Source organism: Labrenzia sp. THAF191a (genome assembly GCF_009363335.1).
Classification (GTDB): Bacteria; Pseudomonadota; Alphaproteobacteria; order Rhizobiales; family Stappiaceae; genus Roseibium; species Roseibium algicola.
The window spans coordinates 1323147-1340434 of sequence record NZ_CP045333.1; the positions used below are offsets into that span (position 1 = coordinate 1323147).

General features: G+C 59.0%; 17 protein-coding genes. 14 read left to right on the forward strand and 3 right to left on the reverse strand.

The features are described from left to right. Positions 1-18 precede the first annotated feature (18 nt). The 8 genes from FIV05_RS06095 (at position 19) to rimM (ending at position 6655) form a co-directional block, all read left to right on the forward strand. On the forward strand, positions 19-513 hold the full coding sequence (locus FIV05_RS06095; RefSeq protein ID WP_023014458.1) for a TRAP transporter small permease: 495 nt from the start codon (positions 19-21) through the stop codon (positions 511-513). Then, positions 510-1784: a TRAP transporter large permease gene (locus tag FIV05_RS06100; protein WP_023002479.1), complete on the forward strand. Its 1275-nt coding sequence runs from the start codon at positions 510-512 to the stop codon at positions 1782-1784. The genes FIV05_RS06095 and FIV05_RS06100 overlap by 4 nt, the downstream gene beginning before the upstream one ends. 10 nt (positions 1785-1794) lie before the next feature. After that, positions 1795-2667: an isocitrate lyase/PEP mutase family protein gene (locus FIV05_RS06105; protein ID WP_152509006.1), complete on the forward strand. Its 873-nt coding sequence runs from the start codon at positions 1795-1797 to the stop codon at positions 2665-2667. A gap of 134 nt (positions 2668-2801) precedes the next feature. Continuing rightward, on the forward strand, positions 2802-3416 hold the full coding sequence (locus tag FIV05_RS06110; protein WP_023002481.1) for an exopolysaccharide biosynthesis protein: 615 nt from the start codon (positions 2802-2804) through the stop codon (positions 3414-3416). 354 nt (positions 3417-3770) lie between these two features. Next, positions 3771-5312, forward strand: a complete 1542-nt coding sequence (gene ffh / locus FIV05_RS06115; RefSeq protein ID WP_152509007.1) for a signal recognition particle protein — start codon at positions 3771-3773, stop codon at positions 5310-5312. Then, the gene (locus tag FIV05_RS06120) at positions 5309-5632 is read left to right on the forward strand and encodes a chorismate mutase (protein ID WP_023002483.1); all 324 of its coding nucleotides are present in this window, start codon (positions 5309-5311) and stop codon (positions 5630-5632) included. The genes ffh and FIV05_RS06120 overlap by 4 nt, the downstream gene beginning before the upstream one ends. Before the next feature lie 19 nt (positions 5633-5651). Beyond that, positions 5652-6050 (forward strand): 30S ribosomal protein S16, encoded by a 399-nt coding sequence (gene rpsP, locus FIV05_RS06125; protein ID WP_023014459.1) that lies wholly within the window; start codon positions 5652-5654, stop codon positions 6048-6050. Between the two features lie 50 nt (positions 6051-6100). Next, positions 6101-6655, forward strand: coding sequence for a ribosome maturation factor RimM (rimM, locus tag FIV05_RS06130; protein ID WP_023002485.1), 555 nt, complete (start codon positions 6101-6103; stop codon positions 6653-6655). Here rimM and FIV05_RS06135 read toward each other — a convergent pair. Further along, positions 6604-7137, reverse strand: a complete 534-nt coding sequence (locus tag FIV05_RS06135; RefSeq protein WP_152509008.1) for an antibiotic resistance protein VanZ — start codon at positions 7135-7137, stop codon at positions 6604-6606. The two genes, rimM and FIV05_RS06135, sit on opposite strands and share 52 nt — an antisense overlap. A gap of 181 nt (positions 7138-7318) precedes the next feature. On the opposite strand from FIV05_RS06135, the gene trmD reads away from it, so the two are divergent. From trmD to FIV05_RS06165, 6 genes are all read left to right on the forward strand, one after another. Continuing rightward, positions 7319-8029 carry a tRNA (guanosine(37)-N1)-methyltransferase TrmD gene (gene trmD, locus FIV05_RS06140; protein WP_152509009.1) on the forward strand — a complete coding sequence of 237 codons (711 nt, stop codon included), beginning with the start codon at positions 7319-7321 and terminating at the stop codon, positions 8027-8029. A gap of 223 nt (positions 8030-8252) precedes the next feature. Then, the gene (gene rplS / locus FIV05_RS06145; protein ID WP_152509010.1) at positions 8253-8723 is read left to right on the forward strand and encodes a 50S ribosomal protein L19; all 471 of its coding nucleotides are present in this window, start codon (positions 8253-8255) and stop codon (positions 8721-8723) included. A 304-nt stretch (positions 8724-9027) separates the two neighbouring features. Next, a complete protein-coding gene (leuC, locus tag FIV05_RS06150; protein WP_075282739.1) occupies positions 9028-10440 on the forward strand; it encodes a 3-isopropylmalate dehydratase large subunit in 1413 nt (470 codons plus the stop codon). Positions 10441-10823: 383 nt separating this feature from the next. Next, a complete protein-coding gene (locus tag FIV05_RS06155; RefSeq protein WP_006936861.1) occupies positions 10824-11381 on the forward strand; it encodes an HNH endonuclease in 558 nt (185 codons plus the stop codon). A 307-nt stretch (positions 11382-11688) separates the two neighbouring features. Next, positions 11689-13029 (forward strand): TadE/TadG family type IV pilus assembly protein, encoded by a 1341-nt coding sequence (locus FIV05_RS06160; RefSeq protein ID WP_209009871.1) that lies wholly within the window; start codon positions 11689-11691, stop codon positions 13027-13029. Between the two features lie 150 nt (positions 13030-13179). Beyond that, complete coding sequence (locus tag FIV05_RS06165) at positions 13180-14604, forward strand: TadE/TadG family type IV pilus assembly protein (RefSeq protein WP_209009872.1); 1425 nt, start codon at positions 13180-13182, stop codon at positions 14602-14604. Positions 14605-14694: 90 nt separating this feature from the next. Here the strand turns inward: FIV05_RS06165 and acs are convergent, their stop codons facing one another. Both acs and FIV05_RS06175 read right to left on the reverse strand, forming a co-directional pair. Then, positions 14695-16632, reverse strand: coding sequence for an acetate--CoA ligase (acs, locus tag FIV05_RS06170; protein ID WP_023002493.1), 1938 nt, complete (start codon positions 16630-16632; stop codon positions 14695-14697). A 205-nt stretch (positions 16633-16837) separates the two neighbouring features. Further along, a complete protein-coding gene (locus FIV05_RS06175; RefSeq protein WP_152509012.1) occupies positions 16838-17236 on the reverse strand; it encodes a DUF1761 domain-containing protein in 399 nt (132 codons plus the stop codon). Positions 17237-17288 lie beyond the last annotated feature (52 nt).

Consider the following 17288-nt stretch of genomic DNA (forward strand, 5'->3'; position numbering starts at 1 on the left):
CGATCGACAGATGGTTTCATGAAAGCCTTCTATTTTCTTCTTCAGGCCTTTGCCTGGATCGCCGCGCTGCTGTTCGTCGCCGTGGGCTGCATGCTCACGTATGAAGTTCTGGCCCGGTATCTTTTCGTTGCACCGACCATCTGGGCGTCGGAGTTGTCTCAGCTGTGCCTGATCTGGGGCACCATGCTTGCCATGCCATGGCTGTTGAAAGCCGGTCGGCACATTGCGGTTGATGCGCTGACAGACCAGCTGAGCCCGGGCTGGCGACGCGCCTGCCATGTGGTTGCCATGGGCTTTGTTGCGGTGTTCAGCATCCTGGTCGCCTGGAAAGGCGGCGGGATCTTCTACGATTCCTTCGAGCGAGGCCGCACCTCGGGCTCCATGCTGGACCTTCCCATGTGGATCTCCGAACTGTCCGTTCCTGTCGGATTTGCACTTCTGTTCGTGCAGGCCCTCATTGAGCTGGGCCAGAAGCCCAAGTCGGGCGACCATGAAGCGGTGGTGATGGAATGACGACGGTTCTCATTCTCGCTTCGCTGTTCACCTTGTTGCTGATCCGCGTGCCGGTGGCGTTCGCGCTGGGCGGTCTCGGGCTTGGAATGCTCATTCTCGGCGGTTTCTCGCCGCTGATGGCGCCCCAGGCGATCCTGTCGACGCTGGATGGCTTCATTCTTCTGGCGGTACCGCTGTTCCTGCTGATGTCGAATATCCTGCTGAAAGGCGGGGTCGGGCGGGATCTCTTTGCCGCCGTTCATGCCTGGGTCGGTCACTGGCCGGGTGGACTGGCCGTCGCGACCATCCTGTCCTGCGCCATCTTCGCAGCCATTTCCGGATCGTCGGTGGCAACGGCCGCCACCATCGGAACAGTTGCGATCCCGGAAATGATCCAGCGCGGCTACGAGCGGAAATTCGTCTACGGCCTGCTTGCCGCCGGTGGCACGCTCGGCATTCTGATCCCGCCGTCGATCCCGATGATCGTTTATGGCTTCGTTACCGAACAATCGGTGATCGCGCTGTTCCTGGCAGGTGTTGGCCCGGGCCTTATGCTTGTGGTGTTCTTCATCGTTTTTTCCATGGTCTATGCCCGCTGGTTCGGGGGCTACACGCCGGAGCCGGCGTCAAGCTGGGACGAGCGCATGCGCGCAACAGTGCGGGCATTTCCATCGATCCTGTTGGCGCTTGTTGTTATCGGTGCCATCTACAGCGGCGCGGCGACACCGACGGAAGCTGCAGCCATCGGCTTTGCCGTGGCGCTTCTGATTACCGGGCCCATCCTGCGTACGCTTACCTGGCAAGGTCTGAAGGAAGCCGCGTTCGATGCCATGGTGACGACCGTTGCCATCGTCTTGATCATTGCCGGGGCCAAGGTGTTCGGCAAGGCGATCACGCTTTACCGGATTCCGCAGGATATCTCGGTCTTCATCGGCCAGACCATCGATACGCCGCTCGCATTCATCATCGTGGTGTCGATCGTGCTTCTGATCATGGGGCTGGTGTTCGAGGCGCTGTCCATGGTGCTGATCATGACGCCCGTGTTGCTGCCGGCAGCCATGGCATTGGGCTTCGATCCGATCTGGTTCGGCGTTTATATGGTCGTCATGGTGGAATGCGCCCTGATCACACCGCCGGTCGGGCTCAATCTCTATGTCATCCAGTCGGTCGCGCGATCGAAGCTGTCCGACGTCTCCCGTGGCGTGCTGCCATTCCTGGTGATCATGTTGATTTCGGTCGCGATCCTGTATGTCTGGACCGATCTCGCGCTCTATCTGCCATTCAAGTTCTGAGGTTTTTGTCATGCCGTCACCGGCAGCTACCCTTCGCGCGCTGCTGGAGCAGCCGAAACTTCACGTCATGCCTTGCTGTTATGATGCCTTGTCCGCCAAGCTGATCGAGCAGGCAGGGTTCGATCTCACCTTCATGTCCGGCTTTGCCGCTTCCGCATCGCGGATCGGGCAGCCGGATCTGGGGCTGATGTCCTATGGCGAAGTGCTCGATCAGGCGCGCAACATCACAGATGCGGTCCGGATCCCGCTGCTGGCGGATGGCGACACCGGTTACGGAAATGCCATGAACGTGCGCCGGACCGTGACCGGCATGGCCAAGGCAGGCGCCGCGGCCGTGATGATCGAGGATCAGGTGGCTCCGAAACGCTGCGGTCACACGCCGGGCAAGGCAGTCGTTTCCCGCGAGGAAGCCTTTGACCGGATCCGGGCGGCGCAGGATGCCAAGGAGGCAGGGGCCGATATCCTGATCCTTGCCCGGACCGATGCCCGTCATGAGCACGGCCTTGCCGAGGCAATTGCCCGGGCGGCAAAGTTCAAGGAACTCGGCGCTGATATCCTGTTTGTCGAGGCGCCCAAGACGGTTGCCGAAATGCAGGAAATCTGCCGGGAGCTGCCGGGCCCGAAGATGGCCAACATCGTGGAAGGCGGCGAAACTCCAGAACTTTCGCATGAAGAGCTTCGGGACATCGGTTACGCCATTGCCGCCTATCCGCTGACCCTGATGGCCAGTGCCATGAAGGCGATGGTGGCAACGTTGCAGCAGCTGAAGACCGACCAGGACCGCACACCGGATCTCATGGACTTCAAGGAGCTGCGCGACCGGATCGGCTTCAACGACTATTATGAGGTTTCGGCCAAATACGAGACGTCCAAGCGGGATTGATGCCGCCGGACTGTCCGGGGCACGGTTGTTCTGCCGAACTGCAAAATACGCCAACCCGTGTTACTCGGCGTTGGATTTATTGCGGATGGAATGATAGACCCTGCGCGACTCAGAAGCTGTAACGGAAATCTTGAATGCAGGGCGAAAGACGCCGAAGACCTTCGCTGTCGCTGCCGATCCTGCGGACATCGCGCGACCAGCACCGGGACGGCACACTGACGCTCGGCAATTTGCTGTTGGCGCTGGGCGAGACGTCGTTCGGCTGGGCGATCGTGCTGTTTTCGCTGCTGACGCTTCTGCCGCTGCCTCCCGGCTCCTCGCTCGTTACCGGTCTGCCGGTGCTCGTCACCACGTTCCAGATGGTGCTCGGCTTTCCGCACGTGAAACTGCCCAGGCCGCTTGCACGCCTGTCGCTCAATCACAACAAGCTGCGGCGAACGATGGTGCGCCTCCGTCCCGTCACAATGCGGCTGGAGCGCGTGCTGGCCCACCGGTACGAAGGTCTGTTTGCGCGAAAACATGAGCGTTTGCTCGGGCTTGCGTTGTTCGTCATTGCGTTCACGTTGTTTCTGCCCGTGCCGCTCAGCGGCTGGTTTCCGGCGGTAGCTCTGTTCATCGCCGGCGTCGGCATTGTCGAGCGCGACGGTCTGGTCGTCATCTTCGGACTGCTGCTGGGTCTGGCCGCGGTGCTGCTCACCATCGCCATCCTGACGTCGATTGCGATCAGCACCCAAGCGTTCATGGCCTGAACCGAAAACCAGATGTTCGACAAGACGAAACGGCATGGATCCCATGGTCAAGCCACGGGATCACGGAGTAGAGAAAGAAAACCGGATCAAGGAAAACGGTAAATTCCGCCGCTTCCTTGACTCTTGCCCGGGTTTCGGGCATATCCCCGCGAACTCCATATGAGTGATTGAAATTTCGATCCGCCGACCGGGACCCGTAAAGGTGTAAAGAGTTCCCGGAGGTTAACATCCGACAGCGCGTTGCGCCCTCGGGTGTCAAACTGCTTTGCGCGGATTGATCCGGTTGGAAATGACCGGCGGTTGCCCATATGGTTCGGGAGACTTCCCGAAACCGAGACTATTCAAGGACTACTGATGTTTGAAAGCCTGTCCGATCGATTAAGCGGTATTTTCGACAAGCTCACCGGCCGCGGTGCGCTGTCGGAGAACGACGTCAACGAGGCGCTGCGCGAAATCCGCCGCGCGCTGATCGAGGCCGACGTTGCGCTGCCGATCGTACGTTCCTTCACCGACAAGGTGCGCAACCGCGCCGTCGGTGCCGAAGTGGTCAAGTCCGTGACCCCGGGCCAGATGGTCGTGAAGATCGTTCATGACCAGCTGGTCGAGATGCTCGGTGAAGAAGCCCATCCGATCGACCTGAACGCTCCGGCACCGGTAGCGATCATGATGGTCGGTCTGCAGGGCTCCGGTAAGACCACCACCACGGCCAAGATTGCCCGCCGTCTGACCCAGCGCGACAAGCGCAAGGTGCTGATGGCATCGCTCGACACTCGCCGTCCGGCTGCCCAGGAGCAGCTTAAGGTTCTGGGTGAGCAGAACGACATCGACACGCTGCCGATCGTTGCCGGCCAGGGCCCGGTCGAAATCGCCAAGCGGGCCATGTCCGCCGCCAAGCTCGGCGGTTATGACGTGGTCATGCTCGACACCGCCGGCCGTATTCACATCGACGAGCCGCTGATGGTTGAAATGGCAGAGGTGAAAGCCGCTGCCCAGCCACATGAAATCCTGCTGGTGGCCGATAGCCTGACCGGTCAGGATGCCGTCAACCTGGCGCAGAGCTTCGATGAGCGCGTCGGCATCACCGGTATCGCCCTGACCCGTATGGACGGCGACGGCCGCGGCGGTGCGGCGCTCTCCATGCAGGCGGTTACCGGCAAGCCGGTCAAGCTGATCGGTACGGGTGAAAAATCAGACGCACTTGAAGACTTCCACCCGCGCCGGATCGCAGACCGCATCCTCGGCATGGGCGACATCGTCTCGCTGGTGGAAAAGGCTGCAGAAGCCATCGACGCGGAACAAGCCGCGAAAATGGCGAAGAAGATGCAGAAAGGTCACTTCGACCTGGAAGATCTCGCCGAGCAGCTGCGCCAGATGGAAAAGCTGGGCGGCATGTCCGGCATGATGGGCATGTTGCCGGGCATCGGCAAGATGAAGAAGCAGATCGAGGCTTCGAACATCGACGACAAGATGTTCAAGCGTCAGGTCGCCATCATCGAATCCATGACACCGGCCGAGCGTCAGAAGCCCGAACTGCTCAAGGCCAGCCGCAAGAAGCGTATTGCAGCCGGGTCGGGCATGGATGTGGCCGACGTCAACAAGCTTCTGAAAATGCACCGCCAGATGGCGGACATGATGAAGAAGATGGGCAAGGGCAAAGGCATGCTGGGCAAGCTGATGGGCGGCCTTGGCGGCAGCGGAATGCCGGATGTCGATCCCAAGCAGCTTGAAGAAATGGCCAAGTCCGGCCAGTTGCCGGGCGGCATGGAAATGCCCAAAGGCCTGCCCGGCGGGTTGGGCGGCGGTCTGCCGCCAGGCATGGGCATGCCGGGCCTTCCGGGCCTCGGCGGTCCGAAACTTCCCGGGTTTCCGGGTATGGGCAAGGGCAAGAAACGATGAGCGAAGCGGAGAACAAGCTGGGTGAAAGCCCCGCCTTGCGCGAACTGAAGGCTCTTCGGGCGTCCATCGACAACATTGATGCGGCTCTTGTTCACATGCTCGCCGAACGGTTCAAGTGCACCCAGAAAGTGGGTGTGCTGAAAGCCACCAACGACCTGCCGCCGGCTGATCCGGCGCGGGAGAAAATTCAGATCGAACGGCTGCGCCAGCTTGCGGGCGACGCCAATCTCGATCCTGACTTTGCCGAGAAATTCCTGAACTTCATCGTCAAGGAAGTGATCCGGCACCACGAAGCCATTGCCGCTGAAGCCGGCAACTGAACAAACTGGAGACATAAAAATGGCTACGAAAATTCGCCTGGCACGTGGGGGTTCCAAGAAGCGCCCGTACTACCGCATCGTTGTTGCTGACATCCGCTCCCCGCGCGATGGCCGTTTCATCGAAAAGGTCGGTTCCTACGACCCGATGCTGCCGAAGGATTCCGAAAACCGCGTGACCCTGAACGTCGAGCGTATTCAGCATTGGCTGGACAGCGGCGCAAAGCCGACCGACCGCGTTCACCGTTTCCTGGATGCTGCCGGCCTCTTGAAGCGTGAGCCGCGCAACAACCCGAAGAAAGCCGAGCTGGGCGCAAAGGCGAAGGAACGCGTTGAAGCCAAGCGTCAGGCTGAAGAAGAAGCAGCTGCTGCTGCCGCCGAAGCTGCTGCCGCTCCGGCAGAAGAAGCAGCTGCCGAATAAGCAGATGCGCCAAGCCGCACCGGAAGACATTGGCCAGGGAGCCTTTTGAGATGACGTCCAAGGACGATCAGAAGGTACTGATGGCCAAGATCGGTGCGGCGCATGGCATTCGCGGGGAAGTGCGGGTCAAACCTTACGGCGATGACCCGCTTTCCTTTGCCGATTACGGCATTCTGACTACCCGGGACGGCAAACGTTCCTTCGAGGTGGAACGGGCGCGGGTGCAGAAGACGGTGGTGATCACCAAGTTCAAGGGGATCGCGGACCGCAACCAGGCGGAAGAGCTGAACGGCGTCGATCTCTTCATCGACCGTGACCAGCTGCCCGAACCTGAAGAAGACGAATTCTACTATTCCGACCTGACCGGCCTCGATGTGCTCGACCAGACTGGCGAGACACTCGGGAAGATCATTGCGGTGCAGGATTTCGGAGCCGGCGATCTGCTGGAAGTCCGGCCAAAACGCGGCCGCAGCTTCTATGTTCCGTTCACGAAGGAATTCGTGCCGGAGATCGATCTGGAGAACGGCCGGGTCAGCGCTTCGCTGCCGGAGGATTACTTCTCCGAAGGAGCTCCTGAGCCTTCGGAAGACGAGCCGGACAGGTAACGCGTTGGCACGGGCTGCAAGCCCATCTTGCGTAAGTTGAGCTCTTCGCGCTCCTCCGCGGGAATGTCCTGGCGGACAGCCTGCCGAACCTCGGAACGCTTCAGCGCAATCAGTGCGACGACCAGTGCAACCCCGATGCCGTTGGCAAAGGCATCCTGCAACGACATTTCGTGGTGGGGAATGAAGCCTTGCACCACTTCACCCGCCAGACCCATGCCGAAGGCGACGACGGCCGAAATGCGCAGCCGGCAGCAGAACAGCGCATGGATCGACAGGGTCAGAAGTGCAAAAAAGCCGATATGGATGACCTTGTCATAGGGGTGGCCGACGCCGGTGTTGAACACAAGGCCGGCCAGCACGCCGAAGGTCATCAGGGCGAACAGGGGCAGCACGCGGCTCAGGGAAATGTCGAGATAGTGGCGGTCGACATGAACCTGAATGAAACGGGGAAGCTTGAAACGCAGGACTGGAAATTTTGCCACGGCAATAAACCCGATTGAAACGCTCTTGCCACTTTATACTGCGAGCCTTAATCAGAGCTTTCTTTCCGGCGGCTACCCTGAAGAATTCGACAGGTTTTTAGGAAAGCGGTAAACGGCTCGTTAACCAATGAGCGGTTTTGGACCCGGGCATACCGGCCAATCAGCAGAACTGACAGGCGTAATGACGTTCAAGGCAACCATTCTGACGCTCTACCCGGACATGTTTCCAGGGCCCCTGGGCCACAGCCTTTCGGGCCGGGCGCTGGACAAGGGGCTTTGGCAGCTGGAAACCAGCCAGATCCGCGACTTCGCGACGGACAAGCACCGCTCCGTTGACGACACGCCGGCCGGTGGCGGTGCCGGAATGGTGCTCAGGGCCGATATCCTGGCCAGGGCCATTGATGCGGCGGCCCCTGCCGACGATCCGCGCCCGCGGCTCCTGATGAGCCCGCGCGGGGCGCCCTTTACCCAGGACCGCGCGCATCAACTTGCCGAAGGCCCTGGCGCAGTCATCGTCTGCGGCCGGTTCGAGGGGGTCGACCAGCGGGTGATCGACGCGCGTGGTCTGGAGGAAGTCTCCGTCGGCGACTACATCCTGTCCGGCGGCGAAATCGGCGCGCTGACCATGCTGGACGCTGTTGTCCGGCTCATCCCTGGAGTCATGGGCAACATGGACAGTGCGGAAACCGAAAGTTTCGAAGGTGGCCTGCTGGAACACCCGCAATATACGCGGCCGGCCGAGTTCGAAGGCCTGACCATTCCCGAGGTTCTGACCTCGGGAAATCACCGGAAGATCCACGAATGGCGCATGGCCGAAGCCGAGCGCCTGACACGCGAGCGGCGGCCGGATCTCTGGGATGCCTATATGGCGGATGAAGACGACGTGGATTGAAGAATCCGCATGACAGTGGCGCAAATTTGCTGTATACGCGCGCCGAAGCTGGGTGAAGTTGTGTCTTTTCCTTGGAAAGACCTGCGTCCTGAACCGGACCAAAAGGACCGGAAAATCAGGAAAGTCCAGCCGACAAGCAACATGGCCCAAAGTCGGTGAACCCGTTTCCGGCCCAAACCGGAAAACGCTCTGACCGCTTTGTAATTCAAAAGGGAAATATGCCATGAACATCATCGAGCAGCTCAATGCTGAGGAAATGGCGAAAATCGAAGAGCAGCGCAAGCTGCCGGAATTTTCTCCTGGTGACACCGTTCGCGTCAACGTGAAGGTCACCGAAGGTACGCGTACCCGTACCCAGGCTTACGAAGGCGTCTGCATCGCCCGTTCCGGCGGCGGCATCAACGAGAGCTTCACGGTTCGCAAGATTTCTTACGGCGAAGGCGTCGAGCGCGTTTTCCCGATCTACTCCCCGATGCTGGAAGGCGTTGAAGTGGTTCGCCGCGGTAAGGTCCGTCGCGCGAAGCTCTACTACCTGCGCGACCGTCGCGGCAAGTCTGCCCGTATCGTCGAAAACACCAATGCTCGTTCCAAGCGCCTCAACGAAGAAGTGCGTGCGGAAGTGGCTGCTGCCAAGGCAGCTGCTGCAGAAGCCAAGGCCGCTGCCAAGGAAGCTGCAGAGAACGCAGCCGAATAAGCCGGCCCGACAAAACGTTTCGAAAAGGCGGTCCTTCGGGCCGCCTTTTTTGCATTTGCGCCAAACCCTGGCGCAGTCCGATGCAAATCCGGGGTTTTGCGCCCCGTTCTTCCTGCGCCGGTCAATCTGAGTTGAATTCAGCTCAACTCGGAACGCTTGACCTTCAGGCGGCGCTGCGTCATTCACTAGCTACGATAAACGAGGATAGACCCTTGCGGCTGGACGCGCCGCGACGGGCATCACCGGGCATTTCGCAAACTTTAGACCGTTTGACCGTTTGCTCGGATGGACCGAGGAGAGACCCATGGCCAAGGCACGGACGCTTTACGACAAGATCTGGGACGACCACGTGGTCGACATGCAGCCGGACGGAACCGGTCTGCTCTACATCGATCGCCACCTGGTGCATGAAGTTACCAGCCCGCAGGCATTCGAAGGCCTGCGCATGGCCGGCCGCCAGGTGCGTCAGCCGGAGAAGACGCTTGCCGTGGTCGACCACAACGTTCCGACCACCGACCGCCGTCACGGCATCGATGATCCGGAATCGGCCCTGCAGGTCGACACGCTGGCCAAGAACGCTGCCGAATTCGGCATCGAATATTATTCCGAACTCGACATGCGTCAGGGCGTCGTTCACATCGTGGGTCCCGAGCAGGGCTTCACCCTGCCCGGCATGACCATTGTGTGCGGTGACAGCCACACCTCCACCCATGGTGCTTTCGGCTCCCTCGCCCACGGCATCGGCACGTCCGAAGTGGAACACGTTCTGGCCACCCAGACGCTGATCCAGAAGAAAGCCAAGAACATGCTGGTGAAGGTCGACGGCAAGATCCCTGCCGGCGTCACCGCGAAAGACATCGTTCTGGCCATCATCGGCAAGATCGGTACCGCAGGCGGCACCGGCTACGTGATCGAGTATGCCGGCGAAGCAATCCGTGCCCTGTCGATGGAAGGCCGCATGACGGTCTGCAACATGTCCATTGAGGCTGGTGCACGCGCAGGCCTGATCGCACCGGACGAAATCACCTACAAGTACATCGAAGGCCGCCCGAAGGCGCCCAAGGGCGAAGCCTGGGATATGGCTCTCGGCTACTGGAAGACCCTGCATTCGGATGCGGACGCCTATTTCGACAAGGTCATCGAGCTGGACGCTGCCAACCTGCCGCCGATCGTTTCCTGGGGCTCGTCTCCGGAAGACGTCATCTCGGTGGAAGGTGTCGTGCCGGATCCGGCCGAAATCGCTGATGAAAACCGCCGCGAGTCCAAGAAGCGCGCCCTGGAATACATGGGCCTGCAGCCGGGCACCAAGATCACCGACATCAAGATCGACCGCGCCTTCATCGGTTCGTGCACCAACGGCCGCATTGAAGACCTGCGTGCTGCTGCGGCCGTCATCGGCAATCACAAGGTGGCGGCAGGCGTCAGCGCCATGGTTGTCCCGGGCTCTGGTCTGGTGAAGGAACAGGCCGAGGAAGAAGGTCTGGACGTCATCTTCAAGGAAGCAGGCTTCGAATGGCGTGAGCCGGGCTGCTCCATGTGCCTTGCCATGAATGCGGACAAGCTGAAGCCGGGCGAGCGCTGTGCGTCGACGTCCAACCGCAACTTCGAAGGCCGTCAGGGTCACAAGGGCCGGACCCATCTGGTTTCGCCGGCCATGGCGGCTGCGGCAGCAATCGCCGGCCATTTTGTCGATATCCGCGAGTGGACGACGAATTGATTCGACCGCATTTCGGTTCGTGAGAAAGGGCGCCGCAAGGCGCCCTTTTTGCTTCTCCCCGTAAAACAGTCACAATGACGCAGGGGATTTTGCTTTTGCGTAAATAATTCATGTAGTTAAGAAAAATCCTTTGCCGGGTCTGATCTGGCGACAACTGCACTCAGAAATGATTTTCCCGGGCTTCACAAGACTGTCACCTCGGCACTACAATACTCCCGTCACAAAAGGACTGTTCCGCTGTCCGATTGACCGGATAACGGACATTCCGACAGGTCAACGCGCTGTCAGTTGGCACCTGATTGCTGGAAGTTGATCCAACGTAAGTCGTTAGAGCAACGCATCCGCGTGTGGATTCGGCATGCTCTTGGAATGAGGAGCGGAAGGTGACGATAGCGGTTTCGTCGGGCGCCCATCCGGCGTTGGTGCTCAATGCGGATTACCGGCCCTTGAGCTACTACCCCCTGTCGCTGTGGAGTTGGCAGGATACCATCAAGGCTGTGTTCCTGGACCGGGTGAACATCGTTGCCGAATACGATGCGGCGGTTCGAAGTCCGAGCTTCGAGTTCCGATTACCCAGTGTGGTCTCTCTCAAGACCTTCGTGAAACCCAGCCGATACCCTGCCTTTACCCGATTTAACGTCTTTCTCCGCGACAAATTCCAGTGTCAGTACTGCGGCTCCAAGGATGAGCTGACCTTCGACCACCTTGTGCCGCGTTCCAAGGGTGGTCTGACGACCTGGGACAATGTCATCACCGCCTGCTCCCCCTGCAATCTGCGCAAGTCCAACAAGTCGTGCCAGCAACTGAACATGTGGCCAATGCACATGCCGTTCCAGCCGACCATCCAGGACCTGCACAACAATGGCCGCGGTTTCCCGCCCAACTATCTGCACGATAGCTGGCTGGATTTCCTCTACTGGGATACCGAGCTGGAACCGTAGTCTCCGGTTCGTATTGCGAGCCTTTAGGCGGGGTCATCAAAAGCCCTTGTGACGGCGCCAAAGCGTCTGCGTCGGAGCGCCTATTCCACGTTGCAGGCAACTGGCAGTTGACATCCAGTGGATGTATTTATACCGTTGAATATTTGATTTTAACGAGGCTTTAACCTCGTTCCCAAAGTTCATTCACTGTTTTTTCTTAAAGTGTGTAGTAGCTGTCTTTATCTCCCTTGAGGCGGCGCCATACATGTCTCTTCTTTTCTGGAATTTCAAAATAAACAGACGATTTCTCACGCAACGTGAAGGGGCGGTGTTGCCCATCTTTGCGTTGATGGTGATTTTTCTGATCGTCGTCATGGGCGCAGCCGTGGACGTTTCGCGCACGGTCAACGCCCGCGAGAAGCTGTCTTATGCGATCGATGCGGCCGCACTGTCCGTGGCGGCGGATCTGTCGACATCGCTCATGACGGATGAACAGATCAAGCAGGCGCTGACGGATTCCTTCAAGTCCAACCTGGACGGTGCCGAGTTTCTGGCCGAAGCCATCAAGAACCTGACCTTTGTGGTCGATGCGGAAAACGGAACCATCAAGGTCTCCTCGACGGCCAGCCTGCAGAATTACTTCATCGATTTCGGTGGCTACATGATGAAGAACCTGGGTCCGGAGACCTTTGCCTTCGGAACCAGTTCACAGGTCTCCTATTCCAAGTTCAATGTGGAGCTGGCCCTTGTGGTGGACGTCACCGGCTCGATGTCCTCAAGCGACATGAACACGCTGCGCAAAGCCTCGGCAGCGGTGGTCAACATCCTGCTGCCCGAGGACGTGGAAGAAGACGATGCCAAGGTGCGCATTTCGCTGGTTCCCTACAGCCAGGGCGTCAACCTCGGCACCTATGCAAAAAAGGTGAAGGGCGGCGATTTCTACAGCGTCAGCGGCAACTGCGTCACGGAACGTCAGGATTATTCCACCTATGAGGTCATGCTCACGGACGATCCCTATAACTACTACAAGAAGTCCAGCCCTCCTCCGGCACAAACCTTTTTTGGCGGGGGCAGCAGCAGTTGCTCCTCCACGTCCAAGCTGGTGCCGTTGACCAAGAGCCGCTCCACGTTGCTGCCGGCGATTTCCGCACTCAACAACACCGGCGGTACGGCGGGTCAGACCGGGGTTGCCTGGGGCTGGTACAGCCTGTCGCCGAACTACGCCAACGTATGGCCTGCGGACAGCGCGCCTGCGGCCTATTCAGACGGCGATACGCTCAAGTTCGCGATCATCATGACTGACGGCGACAACAACCGGTATTACCAATATATCGAACAGGAGGAGCAGTGCGGCTGGGTCAAGAAAAACGGCAAGTCGACCTGGCAATGCAGCACAGTGGCCGTGAATGCCTGGCGGGAAACGGGTGAAAGCGAAAGCTACAACAACACCTCTTCCGTCCGCTCACGAGACATCTGTGCGGCCATGAAAGCTGCCAACATCCAGGTTTTCGGAGTTTACTTTGGAACCAGCAATACATCCGCAGGGGCAAAAAACATGCAGTCCTGCGCAAGCCAGGGGAACTATTATCAGGCTGCATCGTCCGATGAACTCATAGGAGCGTTCGCCAATATCGCGCGGAAGATCCAGTCGATCTACCTGTCCAAATAAGACCTGCCGGACGACCGGCCAGCGAAAAGTGTCAGTCTCGTTTCTTTCCGATTGGTTTACCAAACGGAAACAACCCCCTATTTTCTACATTCCGTTTAAGGAATTAGGTACTTTTCTAGAGTAACTGTCTCACAAAATGACGAGGCAGTAATGCAGTATTTGAAGCGTCTCATTTGCCGACCCCTGCTTGCAGAGTTTACCGGCGACCGCAAAGCATCCATCTTGCCCATTTTCGGTATGCTGGTGATCCTGATCGTCGTGATCGCGGGGATTACCATCGACGTGTCCCGAACGGTGAATGCGCGCGAAAAACTGTCCTTTGCGATTGATGCCGCGGCACTTTCGGTCGCGGCGGACCTGTCGACCAGCGTCATGAGCGACGACCAGATCAAGCAGGCACTGGCGGATTCCTTCAAGGCCAACCTAGCCGACGTCGAATTCCTGGACGAGGCAATCGACAATCTCGAGTTCGTCGTCGATCCCGACAACGGCACCATCAAGGTAACGTCCACGGCCTCTCTCAAGAACTACTTCATCGACATGGGCGGATACGGCAAGAGTGCCCTTGGCCCGGAAACATTCAGCTTCGGAACGAGCTCACAGGTCACCTACTCACGCTTTGACGTCGAACTGGCCCTCGTCGTCGACGTTACCGGGTCCATGCGCAACGACATGGATACGCTGCGGGATGCCTCCGAAGGCCTGGTGAACATCCTGATCCCGGATGGAACCGAAGAATCCGAAAGCAAGGTCCGTATTTCGCTGGTGCCATACAGCCAGGGGGTCAACCTGGGAACTTACGCTTCCAAGGTGAAGGGTGGTCTCTTCGGCTATGCCGACAGCAGCAAATGCGTGACGGAACGCCAGGATTACGACGACGGTGAAGATCTCTACGAAGTTCGCTACACCGACAAGACCTACAATTACTACGACAAGACCGATCCGCCGCCGAAGGCCGTGTTTTACGGCGGTGGCAGCAACAATTGTTCCAGCACGTCGAAGATGATCCCGCTGACATCCGACCGGGACGAGTTGCTCGATGCGATCGACGACCTGGATGATAACGGCGGTACGGCAGGCCAGACAGGTGTTGTCTGGGGCTGGAACAGCATCTCGCCGAACTATTCGGACGTCTGGCCTCTCGCAAGCAAGCCGGAGCCTTATGACAACGAGGATGTTCTCAAGTTCGCGATCATCATGACCGACGGGGACAACAACCGGTACTACGAATACATCGGCGAACGGGAAGAATGCGACTGGGTTTATTCCAGACGCCGTGGCTGGCAGTACAAGTGTGAGACGGTTACGGTCAATCAGTGGCAGGAACGCAGCGAAAGCGAAAGCTACAGCAACAATTCCTCAACGGCTCAGCGGGCGCTTTGCCAGGCCATGAAGGACGAAGGAATTTCGATCTTCGGTGTCTATTTCGGCACCAGCAACACCTCGGCCGGGTCGAGAAACATGCAGTCCTGCGCCAGCACGGGCAATTTCTATAAGGCGACGAGTTCGGACGAGCTGATCAACGCCTTTGCCAATATCGCCAAGAAGATCCAGCAGATCTACGTTTCGAGGTAACTGAACCCTTCCGGGATCCGATCGACAAAACTGAAAAAAGGCTCGCCGGGTGGCGAGCCTTTTAGCGTTTCTAGGTCCGGAGTGTGCCGGTTAGCCGCGGTTCTGGCGGTTGTCGATCAGGTCGTCGACAACGGTCGGATCGGCCAGGGTCGAGGTGTCGCCCAGGCTGTCGAAGCTGTCTTCGGCGATCTTGCGCAGGATACGGCGCATGATCTTGCCCGACCGGGTCTTCGGCAGGCCGGGTGCGAACTGGATCAGGTCCGGAGAGGCAATCGGCCCGATTTCCGAGCGGACATGCTTGACCAGTTCCTTCTTCAGGTCGTCGCTCGGCTCTTCGCCTTCCATCAGCGTGACATAGGCATAGATGCCCTGTCCCTTGATGTCGTGCGGATAGCCGACCACAGCGGCCTCGGACACCTTCGGATGGGCTACCAGCGCGCTCTCGACTTCCGCCGTGCCCATGCGGTGGCCGGACACGTTGATGACGTCATCGACGCGACCGGTGATCCAGTAGTAGCCGTCCTCGTCACGACGGCAGCCGTCACCAGTGAAATAAAGTCCCTTGTAGGTGGCGAAATAGGTCTGGACGAAGCGCTCATGGTCGCCATAGACCGTGCGCATCTGGCCCGGCCAGCTGTCCTTGATGACAAGGTTGCCTTCCGTTGCCCCCTCCAGGAACTTGCCTTCCGCGTCGACGATCGCCGGCTGGACGCCGAAGAACGGACGTGTGGCAGAACCAGGTTTCAGGTCGGTAGCGCCCGGCAGCGGCGTGATCAGGATGCCGCCGGTTTCGGTCTGCCACCAGGTGTCGACAATCGGGCAGCGCTTGTCGCCAACTACGTTGTAGTACCAGGTCCAGGCTTCCGGATTGATCGGCTCGCCCACGGACCCCAGAAGACGCAGGGACTTGCGCGAAGTCTTGGTGACGTGTTCGTCGCCGGCTCCCATGAGGGCGCGGATCGCGGTGGGTGCCGTGTAGAAGATGTTGACGTTGTGCTTGTCGCACACTTCCCAGAAGCGGCCCGGACCGGGATAGGTCGGAACACCTTCGAACATCAGCGTGGTGGCGCCGTTGGCAAGCGGGCCGTAGACGATGTAGCTGTGACCGGTGACCCAGCCCACATCCGCCGTGCACCAGTAGACGTCGCCTTCGTGATAATCGAAGACATATTCATGGGTCATGGAGGCGTAGACCAGGTAGCCGCCGGTGGTGTGCATCACACCCTTGGGCTTGCCGGTCGACCCGGAGGTGTAGAGGATGAAAAGCGGATCTTCCGCGTTCATTTCCGCTGGTGCGCAATGGTCGGACACACGGTCCGCCTCGTCGTGGTACCAGACGTCTCGGCCGGCCTGCATGGCAATGTCGCCGCCGGTGCGCTTGACCACGATGACGCTCTTTACCGGCGCTTTTTCAGCAGCCTTGTCGACATTGGCCTTCAACGGCACCTTGCGGCCACCGCGCAGGCCCTCGTCTGCCGTGATCACGCATTCAGAGGCGCAATCCTCGATACGCTGGGCAAGGCTGTCTGGTGAAAATCCGCCGAAGACGATGGAATGCACAGCGCCGATGCGGGCGCAGGCGAGCATTGCATAAGCTGCTTCCGGAATCATCGGCAGATAAATGGTGACGCGGTCGCCCTTCTTGACACCCTGGCCGTGCAGCACGTTGGCGAACTTGTTCACCTCGCGGTGCAGTTCCTTGTAGGTGATGACCTTGTGCTCGTTCGGGTCGTCGCCTTCCCAGATGATCGCGGGCTGGTCGCCGCGCTTTTCCAGGTGGCGGTCAACGCAGTTGGCCGAAACGTTGAGCGTGCCGTCCTCGAACCATTTGATCGAAACGTTGTGATAGTCGTAGGAAGTGTTCTTCACCTTGGTGAAAGGCTTGATCCAGTCCACCCGTTTGCCGTGCTCACCCCAGAAGCCGTCGGGGTCTTCCACGGAACGCTGATACATTTCCTGATATTTGGCATTGTCGACATGCGCCCGCGCGGCAACCTCCGCGGGAACGGGAAATACGGACTCAGTCATGTGAAACCTCCCAGAAACCACAATTGGACCTGCGGTAAGCGAGTTCTCCCTTCCGCGGCCTTGTTTTGCCGGGGCCATTATGCGTATGGCCCCTCAAAGCGTCCAGAACCTAGACTTGGTACTTTAGTCGGCGAGTCTTTGGTCTATGGCAAGGCCTAAGACCTTCAATCTCGTACGGATTTACGCGTATTTCCCGGCGATCACGTCAGCTCAGCCACCCGATCACGATACCCTGGACAAGCAGTACCCCGAGCCAGTGACCGCCGTCGATCAGCGTCAGGTTCCAGGACAGCCCTTGAAAGCGGTGGTTGACGATCTGCGTGGTCATGACGATGCCGACCCAGATCATCAGCGCGGAGATGATGCCGTTCCTGATATCGGCTCCACCGGTGTGATAGATCACGCCCGCGAAGACGAATGCCATGATGATCTGGCAGAAAAAGGCCGTTGCAAAGACAACCGGGTTTGGCCTCGTCTGCTCCTTGGTCAGGCTGGCGGCGTTCATCCAGGCCTTGCCGAGGATGCCGTACCAGAGCGCGCCGAACAGGAAAGACACAATGGCGGCCGCAGCAACTGCAATCAGGTTGATACCGTCGAACATCATTGCAGGTCTCCCAACGTCATTTTTTCCTTGGCAATTCTGTCTACTTGCGACT